Below are 26994 nucleotides of genomic sequence, written 5' to 3'. Positions count from 1 at the left end.
TTCTATGATGGTTCAGACCTCACTATATCCAAATATTAATCTAAAAATTAGCGAAGCAAATAGGAGCGTTGAAAAACAGATTGCTCAAATTGTAGATTTTATTGAAGAAGATGTGGATGTGCTTTTGGTTTCTCCGTTAGAGACTGAGAAAATAGTTCCTGTTATTGAAAGAGCATATAATAAGGGTATACCAGTAATTCTTATAGACCGAAAAATTGATTCCGATAAATATACGGCCTTTGTAGGTGCGGATAATATAGCCGTAGGGAGAATGGCCGCTAGTTATATTGCCTCTTCTGCAGATAGCAATATAAAAGTACTGGAGATAAAAGGGACGGATAATTCGTCACCAACTCTTGAAAGAAGTCTTGGTTTTAACCAGGTAGCGGATCGTTTAGATAATATCTCAAATGTTTACACAATTGAAAATTATACTGATGATCAATTCTCGAGAATACTGGATACGCTGGATGCTTCTAAAATCGATTATGTTTTCTCCTTTAATGATATACTGGCTCGATCTGCCTGGCAGGTAGCTGAGAATAAAAGTTTAGCAGATGATCTCAAATTTGTAGGGGTTGATGGACTTGTGGGACCCGATGGAGGAATAAATATGGTATTGGATGGTAGATTACAGGCTACCGTGCTTTATCCCACTGGAGGTGCCGAAGCGATTAAACTAGCAAGACGAGTATACGCCGGTGAACAGGTTCCAAAAAATAATTCCTTAAATATAACATTGATTGATAGGTTAAATGCTGATATCATGAAGAATCAGTATGAGAAGATCAATGAACAGCAACTGGAACTTGAGAAACAATTACAGGCGATTGAAGAACAGGAAGAGAAGTATTACGTCCAAAACAACCTGCTCAAAATTGCCATGGCCCTTTTAGCGATCATTCTTAGTTTGGCCATATATTCTATTTATTCTATCCGTATAATTAGGAGAAAAAATAGGGAGCTACAACTTACTAATGAAAAGGTTATAAAACAACGTAACAAAATAAAATCTATTGCTGAAGAAATTAAGAGAGTTAATAAAGCAAAAATTAACTTTTTTACTGGAGTATCTCACGAATTTAAAACACCACTCACTTTAATAATGAGCTCTCTTGAATCAATTTATATTGAATTAAAAGGGAATAAATCCAAACATCAATCTGATTTAGATGTAATATCCAGAAATTCAAAGCGATTACTCAGGCTAATTAATAACCTGCTTGATTTTAGGAGAATTGAAGATGAGAAATTTAATTTGAAAGTGAACAAAATAAATCTCTTAGACTTCACAGAGAAAGTCTCAATGGACTTTAAAAAAGAGGCAAAAAAGAGAAGTATCAATTTTGAAATTGAATCTAATGATAAAGAATTGGCTATCTATATGGACCGTTATTTAATGGACAAAGTTTATTTTAATTTACTATCCAATGCCTTTAAATTTACTCCTGACCATGGTTCAATAAAAATTAAAATTGATCATTTAAGAAAAGGAAATTTAGTAAAAATCTACTTCAAGGATTCTGGGATTGGAATACCCGAAAATGAAAAAGAACAACTTTTTAAACCTTTTTTTAAAGCATCTAATAACAATAAGAATAGTTCTGGTATAGGTTTAAATATTACTAAACAGTTTGTGGAGCTACATAAAGGAGATATTGAAGTAAAATCACATCAGGGAACCGAAGTTGTAATTAGCCTTCCAACTACTAAAAATCAATTTTCTTCGGGACAAATAATTTCCTCTACAGATGACCCGCAACCATCATATTTTGAGGCTGACTTTGGATTAGAAGAAAATGAGGGATTAATACCGACGTTAGTAGCAGGGGACCAGGATCAGTATTCAATCTTAATCATAGAAGATAATTATGATTTATCACGATTTCTAAATAAAAAACTAGGTAAACACTACAGGACTTATTTATCAGATGGATCTGATGCCCTCGAAAAGGCCTTTGAACATATTCCAGACATTATAATTTGTGATATTAATTTGCCGGAAAAAGATGGATTTGAAATTTGCGAAACTCTTAAGAACGATTTGAGAACTTCTCACATACCAACAATAATATTAACAGCACTTGGAGACAGAGAGTCATATTTAAAAGGTCTTGAAAGTGGTGCTGACCTTTATTTAACTAAACCATTCAGTTTTGCAATATTGGTACAATCATTAAAATCTCTTTTATACAATCGGGAGAAACTTAGGTATTATTATACCAATAACTTATTTAAACTTGAAAAGGAGAATAAATTTAGTAATAGTGAGCAGGATTTTATTTCTCGCCTCAACCACTTGATAAAAGAGCGTTTGGATCATTCAGATTTTACAGTAGAAAGGCTAGCTGAGGAATTGAATGTTTCCAGAGTTCAGCTTTACAGAAAAGTAAAAGCGCTATTAGGATTGAACATTAGCGATTACATCAATAACTATAAATTAGAGAGCGCTAAGATGATGCTAGAGGATACTGATCTTTCTGTTAGTGAAATTGCTTATAAATGCGGGTTCTCTACCCCCAATTATTTCTCTACCAGCTTTAAAAATAAATATGGTTCCAGTCCGGCTTTTTATCGAAAAAGTTATAAAGGTTAACTGGAATTAACATGGCTTTAAAGTCTGTTTATCCTTTACACCCTTCTTTTACCTTGTGATACAATGAAACTGTTACAATTTCGTAAGAAATTGTAACGAAACTGTAACTATAACGTTTTAGTTAAAAATTCCCCATCATCGTAACAATCTGTAAATAAACGTGTTAACCATTTTTTTACATTTCGATAACAATTCCAAACCCTATTGCAACATTATCAAAAACATCCCCTGAAAAATTAGAATAGTTTAGTCAAATCCAATAAAAATTGTGATAATGAGAAATATTTGGGTTTGGTCTTTAGTAGCTGCACTAGCCGGTTTTTTATTCGGATTTGATACAGTGGTAATATCTGGAGCAGATAAACAATTGCAAGAATTATGGAATACTTCCGATGCATTTCATGGTTCGATTGTAATGGCGATGGCATTATGGGGGACCGTAGTTGGTGCTATTTTGGGAGGTATACCTACCAATTCATATGGAAGACGTAATACTCTAATAGGCATTGGTGTTTTATATTTAGTCTCTGCCTTAGGTTCTTCATTAGCTACAGACCCTATAACGTTTGCGATATTCAGATTTTTGGGGGGTCTGGGAGTAGGAGCTTCTACCATTGCAGCCCCGGCTTACGTCTCAGAAATCGCTCCTTCCAAAAGTCGCGGTAAACTAGTTTCGCTATACCAGTTCAATATTGTATTCGGGATATTAATCGCTTTTCTATCCAATTATCTATTAAGAGACTTTGGCAATCAGCCCTGGAGATGGATGATAGGAGCCGAAGCGGTACCTGCGGTATTATATTTAATATTAGTATTCTTTATTCCAAAGAGTCCAAGATGGTTGTTTTCAAAAGGTAAGGAAGCGAAAGCAAAAAAGGTGTTACAAATAATTCAGCCAAATTCTATAGAACTTGATAAAACTCTAAAGGAACTAAGGGCTCAGGCAGAAGTCGAAGAAGTCAATGAAAATATTTTCATGAAGAAATATCGATTTCCTCTTATGTTGGCATTTTTAATAGCCTTTTTTAATCAATTATCTGGAATTAATGCATTTCTGTATTATGCACCTAGAATTTTTGAAACCGCTGGACTTGGCGAAAGCACAGCCTTGTTGAGTAGTATTGGAGTAGGGGCTGTAAATTTAGTTTTTACGTTATTTGGTGTTTTTCTTATAGATAAGGTTGGACGTAAAAAACTCATGCTTTTTGGTTCCATAGGATATATAATTTCTTTAAACCTGGTTGCTGCAGCGTTTTTCCTTAATTGGGGTGGAATGTGGGTGCCAATTTTCCTTTTCCTTTTTATTGCCTCGCACGCCATTGGCCAAGGAGCTGTAATCTGGGTCTTTATATCAGAAATATTTCCAAACAAACTACGAGCTTCAGGTCAGGCATTTGGAAGTTCAACTCATTGGGTGCTTGCAGCAATAATCCCGTCACTGGTACCATTACTTTTTTCTACCATTGGGCCTGGCTATGTCTTTGCCTTTTTCGCCTTTATGATGGTTTTACAATTGCTATTTGTCATTTTCATCATGCCAGAAACCAAAGGAAAATCCTTAGAGGATATAGAACTTCATTTACCAGACAATTTGAACAATTCAACAATTTTAGAAATCAACACAAAATGATCAAAACTTCCTTAAAACTGGCTTTAGGCCTGATTCTTATTTCATTTGTTGTTTCCTGCGATAATATGAATTCTCAGGATGAAAACTCAGATGTGGTTTCCAATGAGGAAAACGATACTCTATCTAATGATCCATTTCGACCTAATTTTCACTTCACCCCAAAGGAAAAATGGATGAATGACCCAAATGGGCTAGTTTATCAAAATGGAAAGTATCATTTATTCTTTCAGCATTACCCCGATAGTACTGTTTGGGGACCAATGCATTGGGGACACGCTGTTAGTAAAGACTTACTAACCTGGGAAGAAAAACCTATAGCATTATACCCTGATAGTCTCGGTTATATTTTCTCTGGAAGTGCAGTAATTGACAAAAATAATACTGCAGGTTTTGGAGAAGATGCCATGATCGCCATTTTTACCTACCATGATCCTGAAGGCGAAAAAGCTAAAAGTGATAAATTTCAAACGCAGGGAATAGCCTATAGCTTAGATGAAGGAAAAACCTGGACAAAATATAAAGGCAACCCTGTTATAGAAAACCCAGGGATTAGAGATTTTAGAGATCCAAAAGTTTTCTGGAATGAAGACCTTCAAAAGTGGCAGATGCTTTTGGCTGCAAAAGATCATATTGAAATATTTCAATCTGAAGATTTAAAAGATTGGCAAAAACTTAGTGATTTTAATTTCCCAGATAATCCTGAACTAGGCGTATGGGAATGTCCTGATCTCTTTGAACTTCAAGTTCAGGGCACAGGCGAAAAAAAATGGGTGATGATCGTTAGTCATGGAGGGGAAAGCTCACCAAATGGAGGTTCAGGGACCAGGTATTTCGTTGGAGAATTTGATGGCCAGAAATTTACAACGGATCAGGATGAAAGCCAGTGGCTTGATTATGGTACCGATAACTATGCAGGGGTCACTTTCAATAATACACCAGAAGGAAGAAGGATACTCATAGGCTGGATGAGTAACTGGAACTATGCAACAACAACTCCCACAAAGGGATGGCGTAGTGCTATGACTTTACCAAGAGAATTATACTTAGTTCAAACTGAAGATGGATATAACTTAAACACTAATGTAATAGATGAAATTGCAAGGGTTTCTGAAAGTATCGCAATGGATACAGAAAAATCAGATAATGTTATGTCCATTAATTCTGACGAACTTTCCAATAGTATTGTAAGTTTTGAGATAGTAAGCCCTGATGGAGTGGAATTCAGCCTAAATAATAGTGCGGGAAATAAATTCACCATGGGATATAAAGGGAATAACTTTTATACTAACCGAACCAATTCAGGATTGGTAGACTTTAACGAGAAATTCACCAACACGGAACCTCAAAAAGTTCAGATAGGGAATCTTGATACCCTTAAGGTTAAACTATTTATAGACAAGTCTTCAGTTGAGATTTTTCTGAATGATGGCAATTATGCAATGACTAATCTGGTTTATCCGGAAACGCCATGGCAAGTGCTGAAAATAGTAACTAATGAAGATACCAGAATTAATAATGTAAAGATTAGAAAAGTAAATCTTGAGCTTTTAGATAAGAAGTAAAAAAAGTACATATTAATAACACAAACCAGACCAATGAAAAAAATGATATTCTTAAAGCTACTCTTTGCAGTAAGTCTGTTGACTTCCTGTTATGATGATGATGTGGTGTTTGTAGATGAAACTGATAATCTTCGTATCAATAAACTTCTTGAATTTAAATTCGATGAAGCCTCTGGAAATACTACTACGGAGTCAGAAACCGGGAACACTTTTGAAATTGAAGGGAAAGCAGTAAGCCGTATGGCCGGGGTTTCAGAGAGCGCCATCTTCTTTGATGGGTTAACTAACGAAATCGATGGAGAAATTGAGACAAATCTTCTTCCAGAAGATGAACTAACGATCTCACTATGGGCCTCACCAAGATCTTATCCAGTAGGTACGGCTGCCATGCTGGCTATGACTTCAGAGGGTTCAAGTACTGGAATTATGGTTGGTCTAAACAAATTCGGCCACATCGTTGTACAATATTTTATTGATGGTTCTTTTTCTCAAACTGTAACTAATGAAATAATTCCTAGAAATCAGTGGAATCATATTTTGGTAGGAATAAGTCCAGCATCCCAAAGTATTGCAATATATATGAATGAGGAGCTGTTAACTACAGCTAATATTCCATCTGGTTCAATCACCTGGCCTACGGGTTCTACTCCAATTAGTATTGGTAAAAATACTATGGGTGAAATGATGGGTATATTTGATATAGATTATTATTCTGGAGCGCTCGATGAAATTCAAATTTACTCTGGATTCTCTTCACCTGCTGTGGCAGAATTTATATCCAGCCAGTACGGATCTCCTGCAGTACCGGATTATAATTTAGGTCTGGACTACTCAGGAGATAATAACAGACCTCTATATCATCCAATACCCGATTTTGGATGGGCTAATGAATCTTATGGTCTGGTTGGTTTAGATGGAACTTACCATATGTTCTATCAGAAAAATGAAGTTTTTCTAGGGATAGCGAATCAGAATTGGGGACATTTTACTAGTTCAGATCTGGTAGATTGGGAAGAGCAAGATGCTGTGTTATGGCCCTCGACAGGTTGGGATAATTTTGGGATCTGGTCTGGTGATGCTATTATACTTGAAGATGGAACACCTGCTGTTGTTTATACCGGTGTAGATGGAATAAAGGCAGGAATTGGAACCGCATTTTCAGATGATAATTATCAAACCCTTGATAAATTTGATGGTAACCCGGTAATACCAGCTGCACCACCAGAGGTCGACCTGGATTTTCGTGATCCTTATGTCATCTATAAAGATGGATTATACCATATGATAATAGGTAGCGGAATCTCTTCTATTGGTGGTAACGTAGTTTATTATACTAGTGAAGATTTTGAAAACTGGGATTACAAAGGAATTCTTTTCCAGGGACAAAGCAATCAAGGAGAAGGAAGCTTCTGGGAGATGCCAGTTCTCCATGAATTTGAAGATGGTAGATTTATTCTATTAGTTCAAAAAACTCCTGATACTACTCCGGCCATTACGTTCTATTGGACTGGTAGTTTTGAAAATGGAGTATTTACTCCAGACTTTGAAGATCCTAAGTATCTCGAAGTAGTAAACGGATTTTTATCTCCAGCCGTTACCCTGGACGATCAGGGTAGAACTACGGCAATCGGAATTATCCCAGATGAGGTAGCTCCAGAGTTTCAACAACAACAAGGTTATGCAAACCTTTTTAGTCTTGCCCAAGTATGGACCCTGGATGAAGACGGTACAATTTTAATTGAGCCACATCCAAATCTGGAAAACTATAGAGGGGAAGAGATAAGTTTTGGAACGGTAGATATCAATCCTGGAAGCACTGATAACATTGATTTTACTGGTAGGCACTTCGAAATGGAAACAACAATCAATACAGGAACCGCTGATCGTTTCGGTTTCGTATTAGGACAGGCTGAACCTAGTGGAGAAGAGTATAGGGTATACTATGATTTTGGAGCTCAGGAATGGGTTGTGGATGCATCAGATTCCTCAACTTCAGATCTAGTAAGAAGAGATGTTCAAAGAGGGGATTTCAGTATTAACCAGGGAAATTCTGTTGAGCTAAGAGTTTTCGTTGATGGCTCTGTATTAGAAGTATTTATCAACGGAGAATCACATTTCACAGGTAGATTCTTCCCCGAGAGTAATGATGCAAACGGTGTTGATCTATTCACGGAGGGTGGTTCAGCTTCCGCGGAAGTTACTATTTATGAAATTGAAAATAATTAAAAACAACCAATAGCCAATTATGAAAAATCTAATTGTGATATCCCTCATGTTATTTACTGTCGGCTTGTTTGGACAAAACAAGACCATCACAGGTATCATTACTTCTGAAGAAGGAATACCTGTGGCGGGTGCTACCGTAGCAGTAAAGGATGCTAATCGTGGGACAATGACTGACTTTGATGGAAACTTTGAACTTGAAGTTAGTACAGGTGAAACTCTAGTGATATCCTTTATAGGATATAGGACAAAGGAAGTAGCCGTAGACCAATCTTCTAATTATGAGATTACTTTGACAGAAGATGTAGCACAACTCGATGAAGTGGTAGTGACGGGTTATACTTCCGAGAAAAAATCGGATATAGCTGGAGCAATAAGTGTGGTTGACGTTGAGGAATTATCTCAGGAATTTAGTCCCAATATTATTACTAGTCTACAGGGAAGAGTGCCGGGTCTTCAAATTAATTCTGGTGGAACTCCTGGTGGGAATGATTCTCAAATTGCCATTCGCGGTTTGACTACTATCACCGCTGGATCGAGTCCATTATGGGTAATCGATGGAGTTCAAACTTTCAATCCTTCTTCTCTGAATCCAGATGAGATTGCTAGTATTCAGGTTCTAAAAGATGGTGCCTCAACTGCTTTATATGGTACTTCAGCTGCAAATGGGGTTATTGTAGTTACCACTAAAAAAGGTAAAGCAGGAGTATCAGAGTTTGCTGTGAAATCCGAGGCTACGGTTAATATGCTAAGAGATAAAGTCGATATTCTAAATGCACGGCAGTGGGCAGATGTCTATTATGAGGCTAGAGCAAATGACGGTATATCAGGAGATTTTAATGTACTAACTGATAACGGTAATGGGTTCGATATTCCTGAATTTTTAGATGTGGATGAATTAATCAGATCATCAGATACAAATTGGTTAGATGTAATAATTGATGAATCAATTTCCTACAATACAGATTTCAGTTATCGATATGGGAAGGAAGACATGCAACTATTTGCAAGTCTCAACTACACTAGAGATAATGGAATCCAGAAGTACACCCATTATGAAAGATATAATGCGAGGCTGAACACAAGCTTTGATTTCTGGGATGATAGAATAATAATAGGTGAGAATTTCCTGTATTCAAATTTTAATGAAGTACAGGCTAATGAGTTTGAAAATGCTATTCTTCAGAATCCACTTATACCAGTATATACAGTAGACGGCGATTATACAGCACCCACAATTCAGGATAAAGCAAACTCTCTCGCTAATCTTTGGTCCAACAGAAAAAATGAACAACGAAATAATCGTTTGTTAGGAAATGTTTTTGCGAAAATTGATATACTAGATGGTTTAACTTTCGATACTTCATTGAATTTCGATTATACCGAGTTTGCATTTGATACCAGAACTCAACCTTTTGTTCAGGTTGGTAGAATTCCAAGTGTGTTTAACAATATTACTGTTTCAAAGGATAGAAACAATTCTTTAAGAACGATCTGGACAAATCTATTAACCTATGATTTCGAAATAAACAAACATAGATTTAATTTACTAGGAGGAGTAGAGTTTACAAAAGAAGACTTTGAATCCACAGTAGAATTAACAAATGGAGTTGATATCACTGAATACCCATCCTATATTATTCAAAGCGATGCAGAATTCAGGACTATTGAAAATGAAATCCAATACAGAAAACAATCATTCTTTGGATCCCTGAAATATGTATATGACGACAGATACATTTTATCAGGTAGTATGAGAAGGGATGGATCCTCCAGATTCGGTCCTAATAATAAATTTGCCATTTATCCAGCAGGATCTTTCGCGTGGAATGTTTCAAACGAAAGTTTTCTCGAAGACTCTGATTTAATTTCCAATTTAAAGCTTCGTGCATCTTACGGTATAAACGGGAATGACCAAATACCCAATTTCCTATATCTAAGTACTTTTTACAATAGCTCTATTGGAAATGCCATTGAATTCTTAAATTATGATATCGATGGAGATGGTATTGGAGTGTCAGAAGGTATTGTGCAGGCAAGACAAGCTAATCCGGATATTCAATGGGAACAAACAGCCCAAACCAATGTAGGATTTGATATTGGGTTTTTAAGAAATCGTCTTACTCTTAGCACAGATTTCTTTGACAAACGCACCACAGATTTACTTCTACAACCTATTCCCCAGTCTATTAATGGAGAAGCACAACCTCCATTTATCAATGCAGGAGAAGTTTCCAATATCGGTTTTGAAGCAGTTTTGAGTTATCAGAATAAGGCTGAAGGTGACTGGTATTATGGCGTTGATCTTAATTTCTCTAAATATGAGAACAATGTAGAGTCACTTGATACAGATAATAATTTCCTTCTTAATGGAGTATCGATCACCAGAGCCGGAGATCCTATTGCCTCATTTTACGGTCTAATAGCAGATGGACTTTTCAGAACACCTGAAGAGGTCGCTGTTCATGCTCAACAACCGGGTAAGGGATTAGGTAGAATAAGATATAGAGATTTAAATAATGATGGAGTTATTAACTCTGATGATAGGACTATTATTGGGAATCCTCATCCAGACTTTATCTATGGGGTAAGTTTAAACTTGGGATATAAAGGTTTCAATCTTAGTGCCTATTTTGATGGTAAACAAGGACATGACTTGTATAATACACAAAGAAACCTGGGAGATTTCACTTACTTCAGCTTCAATTTTGGAGAAAATACTTTAGATGCCTGGTCACCCGAGAATGCAAATTCCAATATTCCGGCACTTAGTACTAGTAATGTAAATAACGAAACTCAACCATCAAGTTATTTTATTGAGGATGGATCTTATTTTAGAATGAAGAACATTACTGTGGGGTATACATTTCCTCAGCAAACGGCGGAGGGTATTGGTCTAAATGAATTAAGGCTATATATGTCTGGTCAGAACTTATTAAACTTTACTTCTTTTACTGGATTTGATTATGAAGTATCCGGTCTTGGGGCTGGAGGTATCGGAGTCGCCGGTTATGGTATCCCTCATACAAAGTCAATCACTTTCGGAGTTTCAACAAAATTTTAAAAACATCTTATGAAAAGAACAATGAACAAATCAATAATGGCACTATTCCTTTTTGGAATAACATTGATCGTCGGCTGTGTTTCAGAGGATGATCTGAACGTAACCGAATATAATACGATTTCTGAGGACAATTTAGAGCCTGAAGAACTTGTGATTGCAGCATATAGTGCTTTGGATTATAGGTATAATACAGGTGAATTTAGAGATTTGTATCCTTTTGATCATGCTCCTTCGAACTGGCCAACATCAGATATTAGATCTGGAGACGCTTACAAAGGCGGGGGAGGTACCGGAGACAACCCAGGTGGCGGAATGCATCAGATGGAAACTCATAATCTTTTTCCTTCAAGTGACAACGTATATAATCTTTGGAGATCAATTTATTTTGGACTAAAAAGAGTGGATACAGGAATTAGATTTTTGGTTAACCTGGATGATGGTGAATTTGAAAATAGAGATGTAAGATTAGGTGAATTATATACCCTTCGAGCTCATTTCTACTTCGAAGCAATGAAGAATTTCGGTTCAATAGTTTGGTATGATGAAAATACACCTGTAACTGATTTAACCAAAATTCCCAACACCTTTGATGAAGCCTTTATCTGGGAAAAAATTGAAGGTGATCTAAACAGAGCAATTGAACTATTACCAGAAATGCAACCTGATCTTGGAAGGGTAAATGAAATGGTAGCCAGATCTTATTTGGCCAAAGCTCATTTATTTCAGGAAGAATGGCAGGAGGTAATAAATCAAACTAATATAGTAATTAACTCAGGTCAATATAGACTTGTAGAGGATATTGAAAGATTATACTCAGAGCCAGGGTATGGAAATCCTGAAAATATTTTCGCTATCCAGTTTTCTATTAATGACGGATCGCAATATGGTAATTTAAATTTTGGAGATCTTTTAAATTCTCCTGACAGTCCTAGCGATAATCCTAACCATCCTTATTTGAATGGTGATGACTTTCATAAACCTAGTCAGAATTTAGCCAATGCATATAAAGTTGGAGAAAACGGATTGCCTTTGTTTAACTCTTATAATTCCAGCAATGTCGATGATCAAGATTTTGTAGATCCAAGGCTTGATCATACAATTGGGAGACCTGGAATCACCTGGAAGGATTGGGAACCTATGGCACAACAGGAAAATTGGAGTAGAGATAGTGGCACCTACGGATTATATGTTCGAAAGAAGAATATGATTTATCCCACTTCTGATGGTATGGCGTCCAACCCGAACGGTTTTCCATGGGCCTTAGGAAATTTAGATTTTCCGTTGATTAAATACGGAGACTTACTTCTTTGGAAAGCAGAGGCTTCAATAGAGACTGGTGATGTAGCTACAGGTATTGAGATAATAAATCAGATTCGATCAAGAGCAAAAAATTCACCTTATGTCAAGGATTTTGAAAATCCTTCTGAAGATGCAGCTAACTATCTTATAGAAACTTATCCAATGGGCATGTCTCAGGAAATGGCAATTCAGGCACTTAGATTTGAACGCAGATTGGAACTTGCTAATGAAGGACACAGGTTTTTTGATCTTGTAAGATGGGGAATTGCAGACAGTTATATCGATCAATATGTATCAAGTGAACAAGTTAGAAGACCTTATTTAACAGGCGCCAATCTTGAACCTCATGAGTATTATTTACCAATTCCGCAGGTTGAAATAGATGCCAGTGGTGGAACATATACTCAACGTTCCGGATATTAAAAACTAATCGAAATCAATTAAAACTTTATAAAATGAAATCATTGAAAAATATAGTAAGATATGCCGCTGGTATGTTACTTTTATTACCATTTTTCCTACTGAATTCCTGTAGTGATGATGATGATAATTTTGACGATGTTGTGCCAGATTTCGCTCAGGCGATAATTAGGTCTTTCGAGGTGAATGGAGAGTTCGCTCAAATAGAACATTCATCTGCAACAATTACGATGACTTTACCCGCAGGAACAGATCTCTCCTCAATTAATGTAATGTTAAGCGTTCCTGAAGGAACAACAGTAACGCCCGAATCTGGTTCAACTATCGATTTTTCGAGTGGACCGGTAGTTTTTCAAACAATGGCTGAAAATGGTGCGAATAGAGAATATACAGCCATGGTTGGTGCATTTGGAGATCCAAAAATTCTAAGCTTTACTATAGGCGAAAATACAGGTGTAATTGATGAAGATAATAATACTATCAATGTAGAAATAGGAAGCCAGGATGGTGATATTGCTAATCTCGCACCTAACTTTGTGATTGCAGATGGTACTAGTGTTGATGTGGCTTCTGGAGTTTCCAGGAATTTTACAAGCCCGGTTACTTATACTGTACTTTCTAATGACGGATTTAGTGCTAGCGAATATACTGTAGTCGTAAATCAAATTGAAGGACCAAAAATCAATTCATTTACGATAGAAGAATCTTCGGGAGTAATCGATAATGAGGAAAACACTATTTATGTTTCCATGCCTGCAGGAACAGATCTTACTAACCTTAGTCCGATAATTGATCTGCCAGAAGGACAATCTATAGATCCTGCATCAGAAGTTGAAACTGATTTTACAGAACCGGTTGAATATACAGTTACCAATACAGAGAATGTAACTAAAACTTACACCGTGACAGTGGAGACTCAACAGGCAAATCCTACTAAGTATGCATTTTTAGGCGAGCAAGCGGATATAGAATCTCTTGTTGATGATGACGCTAAAGCTGCAGCTACATGGATGCAAAATACATATGGAGATGATTTTGATTATATCCAGTTCAGTGAGATTTCTCCACAAACCATGGCTGAAATCAAGGTAGCCATGATTTATTATCTATCCCCCGCTGAAGATTTAGGTTATAGCGCTACTCCTGATAATGCTTCAACTTTATTACCTCCAAGTTTAAGACCTGAAGGAGCTAAAGCCCAGGTATTGAAGAACTGGGTTCAGAACGGAGGAGATATGTTAATTGCCGGAGATGCAAATCCTTTGATTTTCTCTTTAGATCGTGTTCCAGCGGACTTTTCAGCTCCTAGAGAGCCAGGAAATTATGTTTACTCGGAATTTGGATGTGCTGAATCTGGAGGTTGTGTTGATACAGGAAAACCAGCAGACGATATTTGGGGGCTTGGGATGCGTCCTACCAATAATTCGCTGGATAGACAGGGACATCCGGTATTTGAAGGATTAAGTTTTGAAAATGGAGAGTACCTGGCGCTTCAAAATTCAGCAACACGAGAAGTACGTTTGATCTGGTGGCAACATTTTGACGGGATTCTAGATCCAAGTTGTTGTGGACAAGATGCGGCAACAACATTTGAACAAACTCTAGCTGCAACAAAATTTGGAACGCTGAGACATATTGGAGATGCCTTCGGATATGGAGCAGTTTTATGGAACAGAACTGATATTAATAACCATGAAATGTTCGATGATCAAATTTCCACAGATTTTAAAGGTTCTATTTTTAGTATCCAGAATACTATTGTTGGATATGAGTGGGATTCTAATGGAACTGTAAACGATTACCAGTCCAATATTGAAACATTTACCGGTAATATTTTAGACTACCTATATAATTTAGAAGATTAAAAATCACGCACTATGATAAAGAAGTTTGAATATTATATTCTTTGTTTCCTTTCCATAACCATGTTTGTATCATGTGACGAAAGAGAAAATTTTGATGAGGACTTAGATCCCGTGCTCAATATAGTCACTGAACTATCAGGAAACGGAACCAAAGCAACTGTAAATAATCTACAGAGTACAATAAACCTGGTGCTTCCACCCCGAACCGATGTTACAAATGTAGAATTGGAAATAGAAGCTCCTGATGGCGTCCAGATTGATCCCCCAAGCGGTACAGTTTTAGATCTTTCACAGCGACAGGAAATTTCTGCGATCTATGGAAATTCGACGCGTAATTATCAGTTAATTACAAGAGTACTACCTAGTAAAATAGGATTTCTTGGAGCGGCCGAAAGTTACGACGAATTAATTGCTAATGCTGATGATGATATTGTCGCTGCGGCTCAATGGGTAAATGAGACTTATCCTGAAGACTTTGAATATATAAATGCTTCAGAAGTCACTTATGATGAGCTGGAAGAATTTAATGTAGTAGTTTTTTATTACGACCAGGTTGGCTCCTCAGAACTTCCTGCAGTATTTACAGAAGGTAATAGTAAATCTGCTTTCATACAATATGTAGTTGAAGGTGGTAAGATGCTTTTAGGCGGTATGGCCACTAGCTTTGCTGAGACGATCGGTAGGGATAAAAGCGGCATGCAAACCATTCAAGGTAATGGGGAAGGGTTTGACTCTCCTGATACCTGGACAATTGATGGCGGAGTGAATTTCGCAAACTCAAAGCTTAATCACCCCATTTATTCCTTTAATCCTGGGCTTATTGAATTTGATGAAAATGGATTCATCCCAGTTATCGATGCTGGATATAGAGAAGACCATAATAATCTATGGGATGCTTCTCCTCTTTTAGCCGCAGGACATCAATTAGGACAATTTGGAGAGTTTGAAAGATTATATAATGGAGTTGTTCTTGCTGTTTGGGGCGGTGTTGCAGATGAATGTTGTCCAGGGATTATAGAATTTCAACCAAAATCACCTTATAGTGGTACTATTATCGCTATAGGTATTGGAGGTATTGAGTGGAATATGAATGATGGCCGTACAAACGAATATCGAGATAATATAGAAGGAATGTATAAGAACTCGATTGACTACCTATCTACTTTATAGAAATTAGCCACTTACTGGCTGAAGGTCTTTAATTCCTTTAGCCAGTTTTTAATTATTCTTATGTTTAGATCAGCTTTCTTATTTTGTATAATTTCTCTTTTCACGGTGTATGGAAGATCGCAAGAGACTCAACTTGCCTTGAGTTTTGACGGGAGTGAATGGTGGGAAGAATTTCAGGAGGATCATCAGGTCCAACTTTTCAATTCCTCTTATTCTATGCATGAGGTAAAACCTCAATACCTATGGAAAGAGCAAGGGGTTAAAAATGGTAGTCTGCTCTTTGACGGTTATTCCACTTATCTTGAGATAAAAGAAGTTGAATTAAAAAATGACTTTGCAATTAGTTTTTGGATTGCACCAAGAGCATTTGACAGTGCTATCGGAAATAAACTTTCATCAATTCTTGATTTCTATAGCCATGAGGATACTACCGCTTTTAGAATAGGAATGCTTAAGCATGGCCAGTTAGCTGTAGAGATTCAGCAAGGTGCAACTTCTGAAAGAATAACAAATGAGAATTCATTTTTAGACAAAAATAGTTGGAATTATGTTTCGTTAATTAAAAACGGACATGAGGTAAAGCTTAGAATAAATGATAAAGCTATTCTGGAAGAGTCGTTTAAAATAAACTTTCAGGATTTTTATAAAAAAAAGCTGAATTTGAGGATAGGTCGAAATTCAGATGCAGGTGGATTTAGTGAAAAATTTAAATTTAATATGATCAGTGGATTGCTCGACGAGGTGGAAATATCTAGCTTGGCAGAACCTGATAATATTGATCGAAGCAAATTAACCAGATTAAGAAACACGGATCTGGAGAAAGCTTTGCGACTGGATTATTCAAAGTATTCTGGCGAGCGCTTTAAACCAGCCTATCATGCTACAGCTCCGGCTCACTGGATGAATGAACCACATGCGCCCATGTATTACAATGGCAAGTATCATTTGTTCTACCAGCATAATCCATTTGGACCTTATTGGGGGCAAATTCATTGGGGACATTGGGTTAGTGATGATATGATTAACTGGAAACATATTAAAATTGCTTTAGCTCCCGAAAAGGGTCTCATCGCACCTGATGGTATCTGGTCTGGTTCTGCCTATGTAGGACCCAATAACACACCTATGTTATTTTATACCGCAGGCAATCTATCTAAGGATCAGAATCAATATACATCCATTGCGATCCCATTGGATACTACAGATAAAAACCTTCAGGCATGGGAGAAAACGAATATTATAGTCGACAAACCTGACGAATACAAAAAAAATGAATTTCGTGATCCTTTTGTTTTCCAGATCGAAGATAAATATTATATGATTGTTGGTTCCGGGATCGAGGGAAAAGGAGGAAGCGCTCCTTTATTTGAGTCTGAAGATGCTATAAATTGGAGTTATGTGAAGCCATTTTATATTTCAGATATTGAAAAGTATCCTTTTCTGGGAGGTGTATGGGAGTTACCAATATTTCTTCCTTTGAGCCGAGAAGACGGTTCTAAGACAGAAAAGTATGCACTCCTCGTCCTACCACTTAGAAATGAAGCTGATGTAGAGGTCTTCTATTGGATAGGAGAATTCGATCAGGATAAAAAGCAATTTGTACCGGATGATCCTGAACCGAAATTAATGGATTATGGAGATTTTGGTTTTACAGGTCCCAGCGGATTTGTTGATCCAAAAACTGGAAGAACTATTGTATTCTCCATCGCACAGGGGAAATATGGAAACTTAGATACATATAATATGGGATGGGCACATAATGCCGGACTGCCCATAGAGTTATGGTTAAATGACTCCAACGAACTAAGATTTGCTCCTATTGAAGAAATTAAAAGTTTAAGAGGAGAGGAACTGGTATCCTGCGATGATTGTAGCATAGAAACCCTTAACGCTAAGCTTATTGAGGTAAAAGGAGATCAGTTTGAAATTGAAATGAATCTTGAAGCTTCAGATTCTAAGCAGGGCATAGAAGTACGCCGTACCAGTGATGGTTATACCAAAGCTATGATCTATTACGATCCCGATACAAAGTCTGTTGTTTTTGATAAAAAGCAGGAAAATCCCGAGCGCGCTTTTAAAGCTTTGAAAGCACCCGTTGGTGATGATATTTCGGAACTAAATATTCGTGTATTCCTGGATCGCTCTATGGTTGAAATTTATATTAACGATAAAGTTTCTATCACTGATAGAATTTATTTTCAAAAGGAAGATGCAGAAGGTTTGAAGATAATAAGTCCAGACAATAAAAAGATAAAGAGTTTAACTATCTGGCAAATGAATGCAATTGACTGGAAATACGTTGAATAACTTTTAAGGTAGATTATGTCTAAAAATGTAGTTTGTTTTGGAGAAGTCCTTTGGGACTTACTGCCTACAGGAGAAAAAATTGGAGGAGCACCCTTAAATGTGGCTTTAAGGCTGAATTCCCTGAAAGTAGATTCAACGATAATCAGTAAAGTTGGTAATGATCAATATGGAGAAAAACTTGTAGAATTTTTGAGAGAGAACGGACAAAGTCATATTATCCAGGAAGATAAGAATTGCGAAACGGGTGTTGTAAACGTCGATGTAGATACGAATGGGAATGCGTCCTATGACATCAGGTTTCCAGCAGCCTGGGATTTCATTGAACCTACCCAGGTGTTAAAGAAAAAGGTCTCAGATGCTGATTATTTCATTTACGGAAGTCTGGTAAATAGAAATGAAGTTTCTCGAAAAACCTTATTTGAACTTCTCGAAGCAGCCAATTATAAGGTGCTGGATGTAAACCTGCGAAAGCCACATTATGATATGGCCACTTTAGTTGATTTAATGTCCTATGCCGACTTCATCAAGCTTAACCGAGATGAGCTTGAAGAGGTTTGCAATTATTTGAAAGGTGATAGTGCCACCTCAGTGACAGATATGCTCAAATTGGTTTCTGAACATACTCAAACAGATCATATTTGCGTTACCCTGGGAGCATGTGGTGTAACTTTATTTTACGATGGAAAATTCTATCATAACACGGGTTTTTTGGTAAAAGTAAAAGATACCGTTGGTGCGGGAGACTCTTTTCTAGCGGGTTACATATCCCAATTAATTCAAGGAAAAAGACCCAATTTGGCCTTAGATTTTGCTTGTGCTCTAGCGGGATTGGTAGCTTCTAAAGCTGGAGCGAATTCCATTGTTTCCCAGGAGGAGATAAATGACTTACTCTGGCGAGGATAGATCATACCTGTCTTTTAATATAAATAAACCTTTTCTCTCTAATTAGTCTATAATCATATTATTTGGACAAGGTTTTCTATAAAATCTATTATCTCAAACTCTTTCAGCACTGCAATTCAACGCTTGAGGTTGTTTACATACTCCATAGTAGTAGAAAAGTCGGTGAAAAGCTCTGATATACGTTTAGAGCAATTCCAGAACCAACTTTTAGATAATTTTACCAGGGTTTTGGTTTTTATTTTTGAAAAAAATCTGAAAGTGATGATATCTTAGCTTTCATAAACTTAGAAGAAATGGAGAATATGAAATTAAAAAATGATAATGGCGAAATAGTTGAATATAATAGTGGCCAGAAGATCCTGGACGATCTTTATCTTAATATGGATAAAACAGAGATCGATGAAAACCTTCAAAATTTCAATATAGAATTTGAAGTAATTCCAGATCAGGTAGCCATAAATACCTCCCAAAGAGATCATTTTGCTATTGTGTCTATACTAGTAAACGAAGATCGTAAGTATCAATATCTGGTAGGTCCCGACCTTGATCTTGAGCAATTCGAAAAACTGGATCAAAGCCAGATGCCGGAAATGATCAAAGGCCAGGTTAGAGAAGCTTATCAATTGATTCAGGCTAAATAGTCAAGTTCAGATATATTAAAGTTTTAAATCCTGCATATAATCGTGCAGGATTTTTAGTATTAGGTGCTATTCTATTTTAGAACTACAAGCATTTTAGTGCTATAGAACTTTTCGTATCCTATTATATTTCAACACTTTAGTTGCTAAACCTTTTTACTATGATGACTCGATTTTTCATTGATTCTGAAGTTACTTCAGAAGAGAAGATTTCCTCTTAGCTGACGGTTGTCATATTTCCTTTTTGAACCTGTTCATAGTTTTGAATTCAAAATTTTACTATGACTCATTCAGCCTTAGTTCAGAAGTATAATATCCAGGGTCCAAGGTATACCAGCTATCCAACCGTGCCTTACTGGGATCAGGACAGCTTTTCAGAAAGTGCCTGGAAATCATCGCTACTTCAAAGTTTTAGAGAATCGAATTCTTCTGAAGGTATAAGTCTTTACATACATCTGCCATTCTGTGAAAGTCTTTGCACTTTTTGTGGTTGTAACAAAAGAATTACAAAAAACCATGGAATGGAGGTTCCCTATATCAATTCGGTTCTAAAAGAATGGGAGATGTACTGTACTTTATTTCCGGAAAAACCGGTCATCAGGGAACTGCACCTGGGGGGAGGAACTCCCACTTTCTTTTCTGCTGAAAACCTGGGCTATCTACTGGAAGGAATATTTAAACGCGCTAAAAGATCTAAAGCTTCCGAATTTAGTTTTGAAGGGCATCCCAATAATACCAGTAGGGAACATCTCGAGCTGTTTGCAAAGTTTGGATTTACCCGGGTAAGCTATGGAGTTCAGGATTATAACCCAGAAGTACAGAAAGCTATTCATAGAGTTCAGTCGTATGAAAATGTCCTACTTGCAACGCAAAATGCAAGGGAAGCTGGATTTACTTCAGTAGGTCATGATATTATCTTTGGATTGCCATTTCAGACCAGAAACGATATCATTTATACCATGCAACGTACCCTTGATCTTATGCCAGACAGGATCGCATTTTATAGTTACGCCCATGTTCCATGGATCAAAGGTAGCGGGCAGAGAGGTTTTAACGAGAAGGATGTTCCAACAGCGGCTGAAAAACGCGTGCAGTATGAAACTGGTAAACAAATGTTATTAAATGCCGGTTATGTGGAAATTGGGATGGATCACTTCGCCCTCAAATCTGATACTCTCAGTATGGCATTAGATAATAAAACGCTTCATAGAAATTTTATGGGCTACACGGCTTCGAAAACTCAGGCTATGTTAGGGCTTGGTGTTTCTGCGATTAGTGATAGCTGGTATGGTTTCGCCCAGAATGTTAAGGGTGTGGAAGAATATCAAAATCTGGTGAATAATGGGATGCTCCCTTTATTAAGAGGACATATTTTAAACGAAGAAGATCTGATTATTAGAAAACATGTTCTCAATATAATGTGTAAACTGAAAACTTCCTGGTATACGGCAGATCAAACTTTCCAGGAATTACCTGATGTCCTTATTAGTTTACAGGAGATGGCAGATGACGGACTCATAGAAAGAGATTCAAATTATATCATTGTTACCGAGAAAGGAAGGCCATTTGTTAGAAATGTGTGTATGGCTTTTGATCTCAGGTTAATCAGGAAAAAACCTGATGCGAAATTATTTTCAATGACAGTATAGATATTAAGCGATACTTTTATTCCACTATTCGACAGTTTTTACAACATAGATTACTAAAAAGAGGAATTGATCGATCTCTGAATCACATCAGAAACTAAAGCAATACAAACAAAATGAGTATACATTTAGAAGCGAAAAAAGGTGATATATCCGAAACGGTCTTACTTCCCGGGGATCCTTTACGGGCAAAGTGGATCGCTGAAACCTTTCTCGAAGATAGTTTTTGCTATAATAATATTCGGGGGATGCTGGGCTTTACAGGAACTTACCGGGGAAAAAGGGTGTCGGTACAGGGAACGGGAATGGGCATTCCATCTACGCTCATTTATTGTCAGGAATTGCTGGAGACCTATAAGGTTCAAAACCTTATCCGGGTTGGTAGCGCCGGTGCTTTCCAGCCAGAGCTAAAATTGATGGATATTGTGATCGCCATGTCGGCTTCTACAAATTCTTCCTTGAACAGAGCTGTATTTGGTAGTGCCGACTTTGCTCCAACCGCCAATATCGACCTTTTACTAAAGGCCATAAATTTTGCGGAAAAAAGCACTATTACGTTTCATGCCGGTAACGTTCTCTCATCTGACTTCTTTTATGATGAGAACCCTGATTATTTTAAACAATGGGCTAATTATGGAGTGCTTTGTGCTGAAATGGAAACTGCGGCAATATACACGCTGGCTGCCAAATTTGGAGTGAAAGCATTATCCATTTTAACTATTTCTGATTCACTGGTAACTACTGAAGAAATTTCCGCAGAAATGAGAGAGCAAAAACTCAGCGATATGGTGAACATAGCACTGAATTCTTTCTAGTATATTCTAGTTTCAGAATAAAAAAGGGAGCCAATAACTTGTAGCTCCCTTCTTCATTTTTCAGATCTTAAAGGTGATGACTGGAACATTAGCATGATTTGCAACATCTTCTCCTACACTGCCATAGAAGAAATGCCCCAGACCTTTTCTACCATGCGTTGAAATAGCGATAGCATCAATTTTCGCTTCTTCACAATAATTGAAGACACCTCTTTCAGCGGTATAATCAGCATAAAATACTACGTGTTTGTCGAAGTCTGAAGGATCAATACCTGCAGTACTCATAAAATTATGTGCGTTACGTTTTATTTCGGCTGTGCTCATAAATTTTTCAGGAATATTAATATATAGCAACTTAGGCTCAACGTCAAAATAACTAAAGAACTTCCTGGCCTTTTTAAAAGTATCCTGGTTGCTATCATCAAAATCGGTTACGAACACTGCTTTATCAATATGGAAGTCTGGACTTCTTTCCTTGATAACGAGTACGGGAATATCTGCTGTGCGCACCACTTTTTCGGTATTGGAACCGATAAAAACCTCTTTTATACCCGTCGCTCCATGAGATCCCATCACGATTAAATCGCTATCATGTTCCGCAGCGATGGTATTAATTTCAGAGAAAATTCGATAGGGCTTCATCACTTCCACTACTTCAATCCCTTTAAGGTATTCCTTCTTCCGAAGTTCTTTGAAATGCTGGTCTGCGATCTTTATATAATACATCACGTTAAATACTTCCTGCTGTTGATCCTTGGTGAGGTAGGAGTTAGCTATTTCAAGCATATGTGCGAGAATGATCCGGGAACCATGTTTTTTCGCCAAGTCGGCGGCCACTTCGAGGGCGTTTTCAGAATATTTTGAAAAGTCTACGGGTACGAATATAGTTTTCATGATACTTAGCTTTTAATTAGACAATCTGTAATACGGCATTTCTCTTTTCAAGCTGTTTTATCAACTCGTTCATAGCCGTCTTTAATGCGTGTTCAAAATATTCCCTGGTAGCGCTGGCATGAATCCTGAAGCCCGGAGTTGTGCATTCTATCGCGCAAACTTTAGCATTTCCCTGCCTGGTGTTTTCCAGCTTAAAATGAACATGCAAATTCTGTATGGTATCATATCTTCGACGAAGCAGATCTAATTTCCGGTTCGTAAAGTTGCTCAGTGCGGGACTTTCAGGAATTTTCACATAGTGTATCTGGTTGAGCATAATATCACAATTTTTGGTCGATACGTAAAGCTAAAAGATACATGCGTGAAAAAATATGACAGAAATCATGAAAATATTGATCTATCTTCAACTATTTTAGATAAATATTATGAATCGTTCCTTCTAATTTTCTGTAAATTAAATAGAAAACAATGAAAATTACAGGAATAACTTTTTTGATCATTACCAGTGTGATGCTATTGCTTCTCACCATACTGGCTTCTACAGGAACTGGTTTCGCACCGGTTTTTTACCTCATGATCGCAGGTCAGGCACTGTTTCTCATTACAGTTTATAAAGTCCTTACCGATGATTATAAAACCAGCAAAACATTCAAGGATGGATATCAGGATCATACTCCAGGTCTAGACGAATAAGGCCTCAAGTTTATGGGGGATCATAAAAAAGATTTTAACTTAGTGATCTTAAACGAAACCCACTTTGCAGGAAAACTTTTTCGATAATAAGAACATTCTTAATTTACTGTTCCAGGCAGCTTCTGAAGGTATCATTGTAGTCGACTCTAGGCAGATCGTAGTTGCAGCTAATCTTGCTGCTGAAGAAATGTTTGGTTATAAGCAAGGGGAATTATTGAGTCAACATCTTGATCGTCTGGTACCCAAAGACTACCATCATGTGCATCATAAACACGTAGATCAGTTTATTGATAATAGTGAAAAACGCCAGATGGGTCATGGCCGTGATCTTTATGGTGTACGAAAGGATGGTTCACTATTTCCTGTGGAAGCAGGTCTTAATCCATTTGAGATCGATGGTGAAAAGTATGTGATGTCGCTAATTATCGATATCACGATCCGTAAGGAGACCCAAAGGCAAATTAGAGAGCTAAATACTGAGCTGGAAGAGAAAATTGAACTTAGAACCCGGGAACTAAGTGAAAGTGTAGAAGATCTTAAAAACCTGAACGTCGAACTTGGCGAAGAGATCAATCGTAGAAAAGAAGCTGAAGAAAAGATCAAAGATGCTCTTCAGAAAGAAAAAGAGCTTAATGAACTAAAAACCAAGTTCCTTTCACTGGTATCTCACGAATTTAAAACTCCCTTGAGCGGAATCCTCACTTCTGCTACTCTTGCTGAAAAATATACCAAAGAAGAACAACAGCCTAAGCGCGAGAAGCATCTCGTGACCATTAGGAATAAGGTTCATTACCTCAATAATATTCTGAATGATTTCCTTTCCATTGAACGTCTGGACAGCGGAAGAGGACAGTACAAATTTTCAAAATTCAGGTTAAAGCGACTTATTAACGAAGTCATTTACAATGCAAATATTACCCTCAAGGATGGTCAGGAGATCTCTTACCCAAAAGATATCGAAGATGTAGAGCTTTTTATGGATGAAAAGATCCTTGAATTGATTCTTTCCAATCTATTAGGCAACGCGATCAAATATTCTCCTGAAAATACTTCCATTCAATTCATGGTAGATTTCCATGATGATCTAATCGTTTTCAAAATTAAAGATCAGGGGAGAGGGATTCCGAAGAAAGATCAAAAACATATTTTTGAGCGATATTTTAGAGCAGAAAATGCTTTGCTGGACCAGGGAACAGGAATTGGATTGAACATTGCGAAAACTCATCTTGAAAACCTGGGAGGAACGATCCAGTTTGAAAGCGAAGAAAATAAAGGAACCACTTTTACCATAGAAGTTCCTATGGATAAGTCCTAACCTGATAAAATTTTAAGCCGACTTATGAAAAAATTGTTGCTAATAGAGGATGATGTCACAGTGCGGGAAAATACGGCAGAATTGCTAGAACTTTCCAATTACGATGTGATCACCGCGTCTAATGGAAAACTTGGAATCGAGACCGCGCAGCAGGAAATTCCTGATATCATTATTTGTGATATCATGATGCCAGAGATCGACGGTTATGGAGTTTTAGAAGCTCTCAGTAAAAATCCTTCAACTCTAAATATTCCATTTATATTTCTTTCAGCAAAAACCGAACATAAGGATATTCGCAAAGGAATGGACCTGGGCGCAGATGATTATTTGACCAAACCTTTTGAAGAAGAAGAGTTGTTAAGTGCTATTGAAAGCAGGCTCGCAAAAGTGGCAATTCTAAAATCTTATATCAAAGAGGAAACCCCTGAGGATGAGGAGAAGCTGAAGGACCTGAACGATCTCAGGGAGCTATTCTCAAAACAGGAACTCCAGTATTTTAAAAAGGGAGAAACCATTTATGAGAAAGATAAACACGCGAATTATTTCTATCTCGTTAAACGTGGGATTGTAAAGGCTCATCGCCTGGATAACCAGGGAAAGGAGTTGATCACCGAGCTGTATAAGGAAGATGATTTTTTCGGAAACCACGCAAATGATCCTCAGTCATCCTATGAAGATTATGCCACCGCTATGGAAGAGACTCAGTTGTATACGGTTTCGAGAGAGGAATTTCAAAAGATCCTTGCTGGAAACCCCAGGATCACGATGCAACTGGTTGAGGTTTTGAACAACAACCTGTCTGAGCTAAAAAAGCAATTAATGGATATGGCCTACGGCTCAGTAAGAAAGAAAACGGCCAACACTATTCTTTTATTTGCTGAAAGGATCGAAAAACATCCGCTGAAAAGTATCAGAATTTCAAGAGCAGACCTGGCTGGAGTTGCAGGAATGGCTCCGGAAAGTTTAATAAGAACTCTTTCAGAATTTAAAAAAGAAGGACTTATTGAGATCGAGGGTAGGAATATAAAATTACTGGATTCACAGGCATTGAAAATGGTAAAATGATCACTAGCTCATTAAATTTGTAAGAACTGATTTTAATCATTTTTTTGCAGAAGGACTTCGCCTAATTTCGCTGTATTAAGTGAAGATAGATGAATGTTCTAATACTAACCGATTTTTCAGAAACCTCGACCAATGCAGGTAAATATGCGGTAGATTTCCTTCATGATAAGGAAGTGAATTTTCATATTCTGAATATTCATAACTTTAATTTTGAGAGATCTGCTAGTAAAGGCCTGGAAAAGGAATTGGTTTCCACGCTCGATGCGCTACAGAGCACCGTGGATTCTCTTGGCGAGTATTCTAAACCAAAATTGCATAAATTCGATCTTATTCTGTCTTCAGAAAATCTTATAGGTGCTATTAGAAAAGCACTCATAGATAAGAAGATTGACTTGATCTTTATTGGCGCAGTAAGCCAGAATGAGCATGCCCATCCAATTCTTGGGGATCATGCCTATGAGGTAGTTAGAAAGATTAAGTGCAACATTATTGCCGTACCTGGAGGATGTACGTATGAGAAACCTGAAAAGACGGTTTTTCCAGTAGACCCCGCAGTCTTAGCAGTGCAGGAACAGAACAATATTCTGGACAAACTTCAATTCTTACAATCTTCTCAATTTACACTGCTTGAGATTAAAGATGGGGATATTAAATATCCAAATGAGGATAACAGGGATATTCCTTTTAAAACTCCTGTTCCATTTACCCGTGATCTATTCAGAGAAATTCAGAGACAGTTTCATATTATATTCGTGGTTGGGAAAAATTTGAGCATCTGTGATAGACTGCTTCATTCCAGGCATGGATTTTCGTCAGAGATGAATGTGGAGATCCCTATTTTCGTGTACCACGGTTAAAACTTCTAAAGTCATTTCTTGATGAATCTGCT

19 protein-coding genes are annotated in these 26994 nt (G+C 37.2%); 17 read left to right on the top strand and 2 right to left on the bottom strand.

Annotated features, from left to right (window positions below):
* Positions 1-4 precede the first annotated feature (4 nt).
* The 13 genes from T8I65_RS00485 (at position 5) to deoD (ending at position 22138) form a co-directional block, all read left to right on the top strand.
* Positions 5-2596, top strand: coding sequence for a substrate-binding domain-containing protein (locus tag T8I65_RS00485; protein WP_322301569.1), 2592 nt, complete (start codon positions 5-7; stop codon positions 2594-2596).
* A 274-nt stretch (positions 2597-2870) separates the two neighbouring features.
* The gene (locus T8I65_RS00480) at positions 2871-4226 is read left to right on the top strand and encodes a sugar porter family MFS transporter (protein ID WP_322301568.1); all 1356 of its coding nucleotides are present in this window, start codon (positions 2871-2873) and stop codon (positions 4224-4226) included.
* Complete coding sequence (locus T8I65_RS00475) at positions 4223-5788, top strand: glycoside hydrolase family 32 protein (protein ID WP_322301567.1); 1566 nt, start codon at positions 4223-4225, stop codon at positions 5786-5788. Before T8I65_RS00480 ends, T8I65_RS00475 begins: the two co-directional genes overlap by 4 nt.
* Before the next feature lie 33 nt (positions 5789-5821).
* Positions 5822-8014 carry a GH32 C-terminal domain-containing protein gene (locus T8I65_RS00470; RefSeq protein ID WP_322301566.1) on the top strand — a complete coding sequence of 731 codons (2193 nt, stop codon included), beginning with the start codon at positions 5822-5824 and terminating at the stop codon, positions 8012-8014.
* Positions 8015-8033: 19 nt separating this feature from the next.
* Positions 8034-11075, top strand: a complete 3042-nt coding sequence (locus T8I65_RS00465) for a TonB-dependent receptor (RefSeq protein WP_322301565.1) — start codon at positions 8034-8036, stop codon at positions 11073-11075.
* 9 nt (positions 11076-11084) lie between these two features.
* Positions 11085-12797 (top strand): RagB/SusD family nutrient uptake outer membrane protein, encoded by a 1713-nt coding sequence (locus tag T8I65_RS00460; protein WP_322301564.1) that lies wholly within the window; start codon positions 11085-11087, stop codon positions 12795-12797.
* A 32-nt stretch (positions 12798-12829) separates the two neighbouring features.
* On the top strand, positions 12830-14659 hold the full coding sequence (locus T8I65_RS00455; protein WP_322301563.1) for a hypothetical protein: 1830 nt from the start codon (positions 12830-12832) through the stop codon (positions 14657-14659).
* Positions 14660-14671: 12 nt separating this feature from the next.
* The gene (locus tag T8I65_RS00450) at positions 14672-15829 is read left to right on the top strand and encodes a DUF4960 domain-containing protein (RefSeq protein WP_322301562.1); all 1158 of its coding nucleotides are present in this window, start codon (positions 14672-14674) and stop codon (positions 15827-15829) included.
* A 60-nt stretch (positions 15830-15889) separates the two neighbouring features.
* Positions 15890-18136 (top strand): GH32 C-terminal domain-containing protein, encoded by a 2247-nt coding sequence (locus T8I65_RS00445; RefSeq protein ID WP_322301561.1) that lies wholly within the window; start codon positions 15890-15892, stop codon positions 18134-18136.
* 15 nt (positions 18137-18151) lie between these two features.
* On the top strand, positions 18152-19039 hold the full coding sequence (locus T8I65_RS00440) for a carbohydrate kinase family protein (RefSeq protein ID WP_322301560.1): 888 nt from the start codon (positions 18152-18154) through the stop codon (positions 19037-19039).
* A gap of 293 nt (positions 19040-19332) precedes the next feature.
* Entirely contained in the window at positions 19333-19680 is a 348-nt protein-coding gene (locus T8I65_RS00435; RefSeq protein WP_322301559.1) for a hypothetical protein, read from the top strand.
* A gap of 278 nt (positions 19681-19958) precedes the next feature.
* Positions 19959-21326, top strand: coding sequence for an oxygen-independent coproporphyrinogen III oxidase (gene hemN, locus T8I65_RS00430; protein WP_322301558.1), 1368 nt, complete (start codon positions 19959-19961; stop codon positions 21324-21326).
* Positions 21327-21439: 113 nt separating this feature from the next.
* On the top strand, positions 21440-22138 hold the full coding sequence (gene deoD / locus T8I65_RS00425; protein ID WP_322301557.1) for a purine-nucleoside phosphorylase: 699 nt from the start codon (positions 21440-21442) through the stop codon (positions 22136-22138).
* A gap of 60 nt (positions 22139-22198) precedes the next feature.
* Here the strand turns inward: deoD and T8I65_RS00420 are convergent, their stop codons facing one another.
* Together T8I65_RS00420 and T8I65_RS00415 are read right to left on the bottom strand one after the other, a co-directional pair.
* Positions 22199-23032 (bottom strand): universal stress protein, encoded by an 834-nt coding sequence (locus T8I65_RS00420; protein ID WP_322301556.1) that lies wholly within the window; start codon positions 23030-23032, stop codon positions 22199-22201.
* A 16-nt stretch (positions 23033-23048) separates the two neighbouring features.
* Complete coding sequence (locus T8I65_RS00415; RefSeq protein WP_322301555.1) at positions 23049-23348, bottom strand: HPF/RaiA family ribosome-associated protein; 300 nt, start codon at positions 23346-23348, stop codon at positions 23049-23051.
* A 152-nt stretch (positions 23349-23500) separates the two neighbouring features.
* Here T8I65_RS00415 and T8I65_RS00410 point away from each other — a divergent pair, with 152 nt between their 5' ends.
* The 4 genes from T8I65_RS00410 (at position 23501) to T8I65_RS00395 (ending at position 26962) form a co-directional block, all read left to right on the top strand.
* Positions 23501-23725, top strand: a complete 225-nt coding sequence (locus T8I65_RS00410; protein ID WP_322301554.1) for a hypothetical protein — start codon at positions 23501-23503, stop codon at positions 23723-23725.
* A gap of 64 nt (positions 23726-23789) precedes the next feature.
* Positions 23790-25040: a PAS domain-containing sensor histidine kinase gene (locus T8I65_RS00405; RefSeq protein ID WP_322301553.1), complete on the top strand. Its 1251-nt coding sequence runs from the start codon at positions 23790-23792 to the stop codon at positions 25038-25040.
* A 24-nt stretch (positions 25041-25064) separates the two neighbouring features.
* Entirely contained in the window at positions 25065-26105 is a 1041-nt protein-coding gene (locus tag T8I65_RS00400; RefSeq protein WP_322301552.1) for a response regulator, read from the top strand.
* Positions 26106-26194: 89 nt separating this feature from the next.
* Positions 26195-26962: a universal stress protein gene (locus T8I65_RS00395; RefSeq protein ID WP_322301551.1), complete on the top strand. Its 768-nt coding sequence runs from the start codon at positions 26195-26197 to the stop codon at positions 26960-26962.
* Positions 26963-26994: the final 32 nt, after the last annotated feature.

Origin of the sequence: Christiangramia sp. OXR-203 (assembly GCF_034372165.1) — a bacterium.
Classification (GTDB): Bacteria; Bacteroidota; Bacteroidia; order Flavobacteriales; family Flavobacteriaceae; genus Christiangramia.
Note: the sequence above shows the minus strand (reverse complement) of the source record. Positions and strands in the feature narration are given on the sequence as shown.

Coding starts and splice junctions, on each gene's coding strand:
- T8I65_RS00465 (WP_322301565.1), top strand. CDS start 8,034: ATGAAAAATCTAATTGTGATATCCCTCATGTTATTTACTGTCGGCTTG.
- T8I65_RS00410 (WP_322301554.1), top strand. CDS start 23,501: ATGAAAATTACAGGAATAACTTTTTTGATCATTACCAGTGTGATGCTA.
- T8I65_RS00475 (WP_322301567.1), top strand. CDS start 4,223: ATGATCAAAACTTCCTTAAAACTGGCTTTAGGCCTGATTCTTATTTCA.
- T8I65_RS00395 (WP_322301551.1), top strand. CDS start 26,195: ATGAATGTTCTAATACTAACCGATTTTTCAGAAACCTCGACCAATGCA.
- T8I65_RS00435 (WP_322301559.1), top strand. CDS start 19,333: ATGGAGAATATGAAATTAAAAAATGATAATGGCGAAATAGTTGAATAT.
- T8I65_RS00480 (WP_322301568.1), top strand. CDS start 2,871: ATGAGAAATATTTGGGTTTGGTCTTTAGTAGCTGCACTAGCCGGTTTT.
- T8I65_RS00440 (WP_322301560.1), top strand. CDS start 18,152: ATGTCTAAAAATGTAGTTTGTTTTGGAGAAGTCCTTTGGGACTTACTG.
- T8I65_RS00450 (WP_322301562.1), top strand. CDS start 14,672: ATGATAAAGAAGTTTGAATATTATATTCTTTGTTTCCTTTCCATAACC.
- T8I65_RS00470 (WP_322301566.1), top strand. CDS start 5,822: ATGAAAAAAATGATATTCTTAAAGCTACTCTTTGCAGTAAGTCTGTTG.
- T8I65_RS00455 (WP_322301563.1), top strand. CDS start 12,830: ATGAAATCATTGAAAAATATAGTAAGATATGCCGCTGGTATGTTACTT.
- deoD (WP_322301557.1), top strand. CDS start 21,440: ATGAGTATACATTTAGAAGCGAAAAAAGGTGATATATCCGAAACGGTC.
- T8I65_RS00445 (WP_322301561.1), top strand. CDS start 15,890: ATGTTTAGATCAGCTTTCTTATTTTGTATAATTTCTCTTTTCACGGTG.
- hemN (WP_322301558.1), top strand. CDS start 19,959: ATGACTCATTCAGCCTTAGTTCAGAAGTATAATATCCAGGGTCCAAGG.
- T8I65_RS00485 (WP_322301569.1), top strand. CDS start 5: ATGATGGTTCAGACCTCACTATATCCAAATATTAATCTAAAAATTAGC.
- T8I65_RS00415 (WP_322301555.1), bottom strand. CDS start 23,348: ATGCTCAACCAGATACACTATGTGAAAATTCCTGAAAGTCCCGCACTG.
- T8I65_RS00420 (WP_322301556.1), bottom strand. CDS start 23,032: ATGAAAACTATATTCGTACCCGTAGACTTTTCAAAATATTCTGAAAAC.
- T8I65_RS00400 (WP_322301552.1), top strand. CDS start 25,065: ATGAAAAAATTGTTGCTAATAGAGGATGATGTCACAGTGCGGGAAAAT.
- T8I65_RS00460 (WP_322301564.1), top strand. CDS start 11,085: ATGAAAAGAACAATGAACAAATCAATAATGGCACTATTCCTTTTTGGA.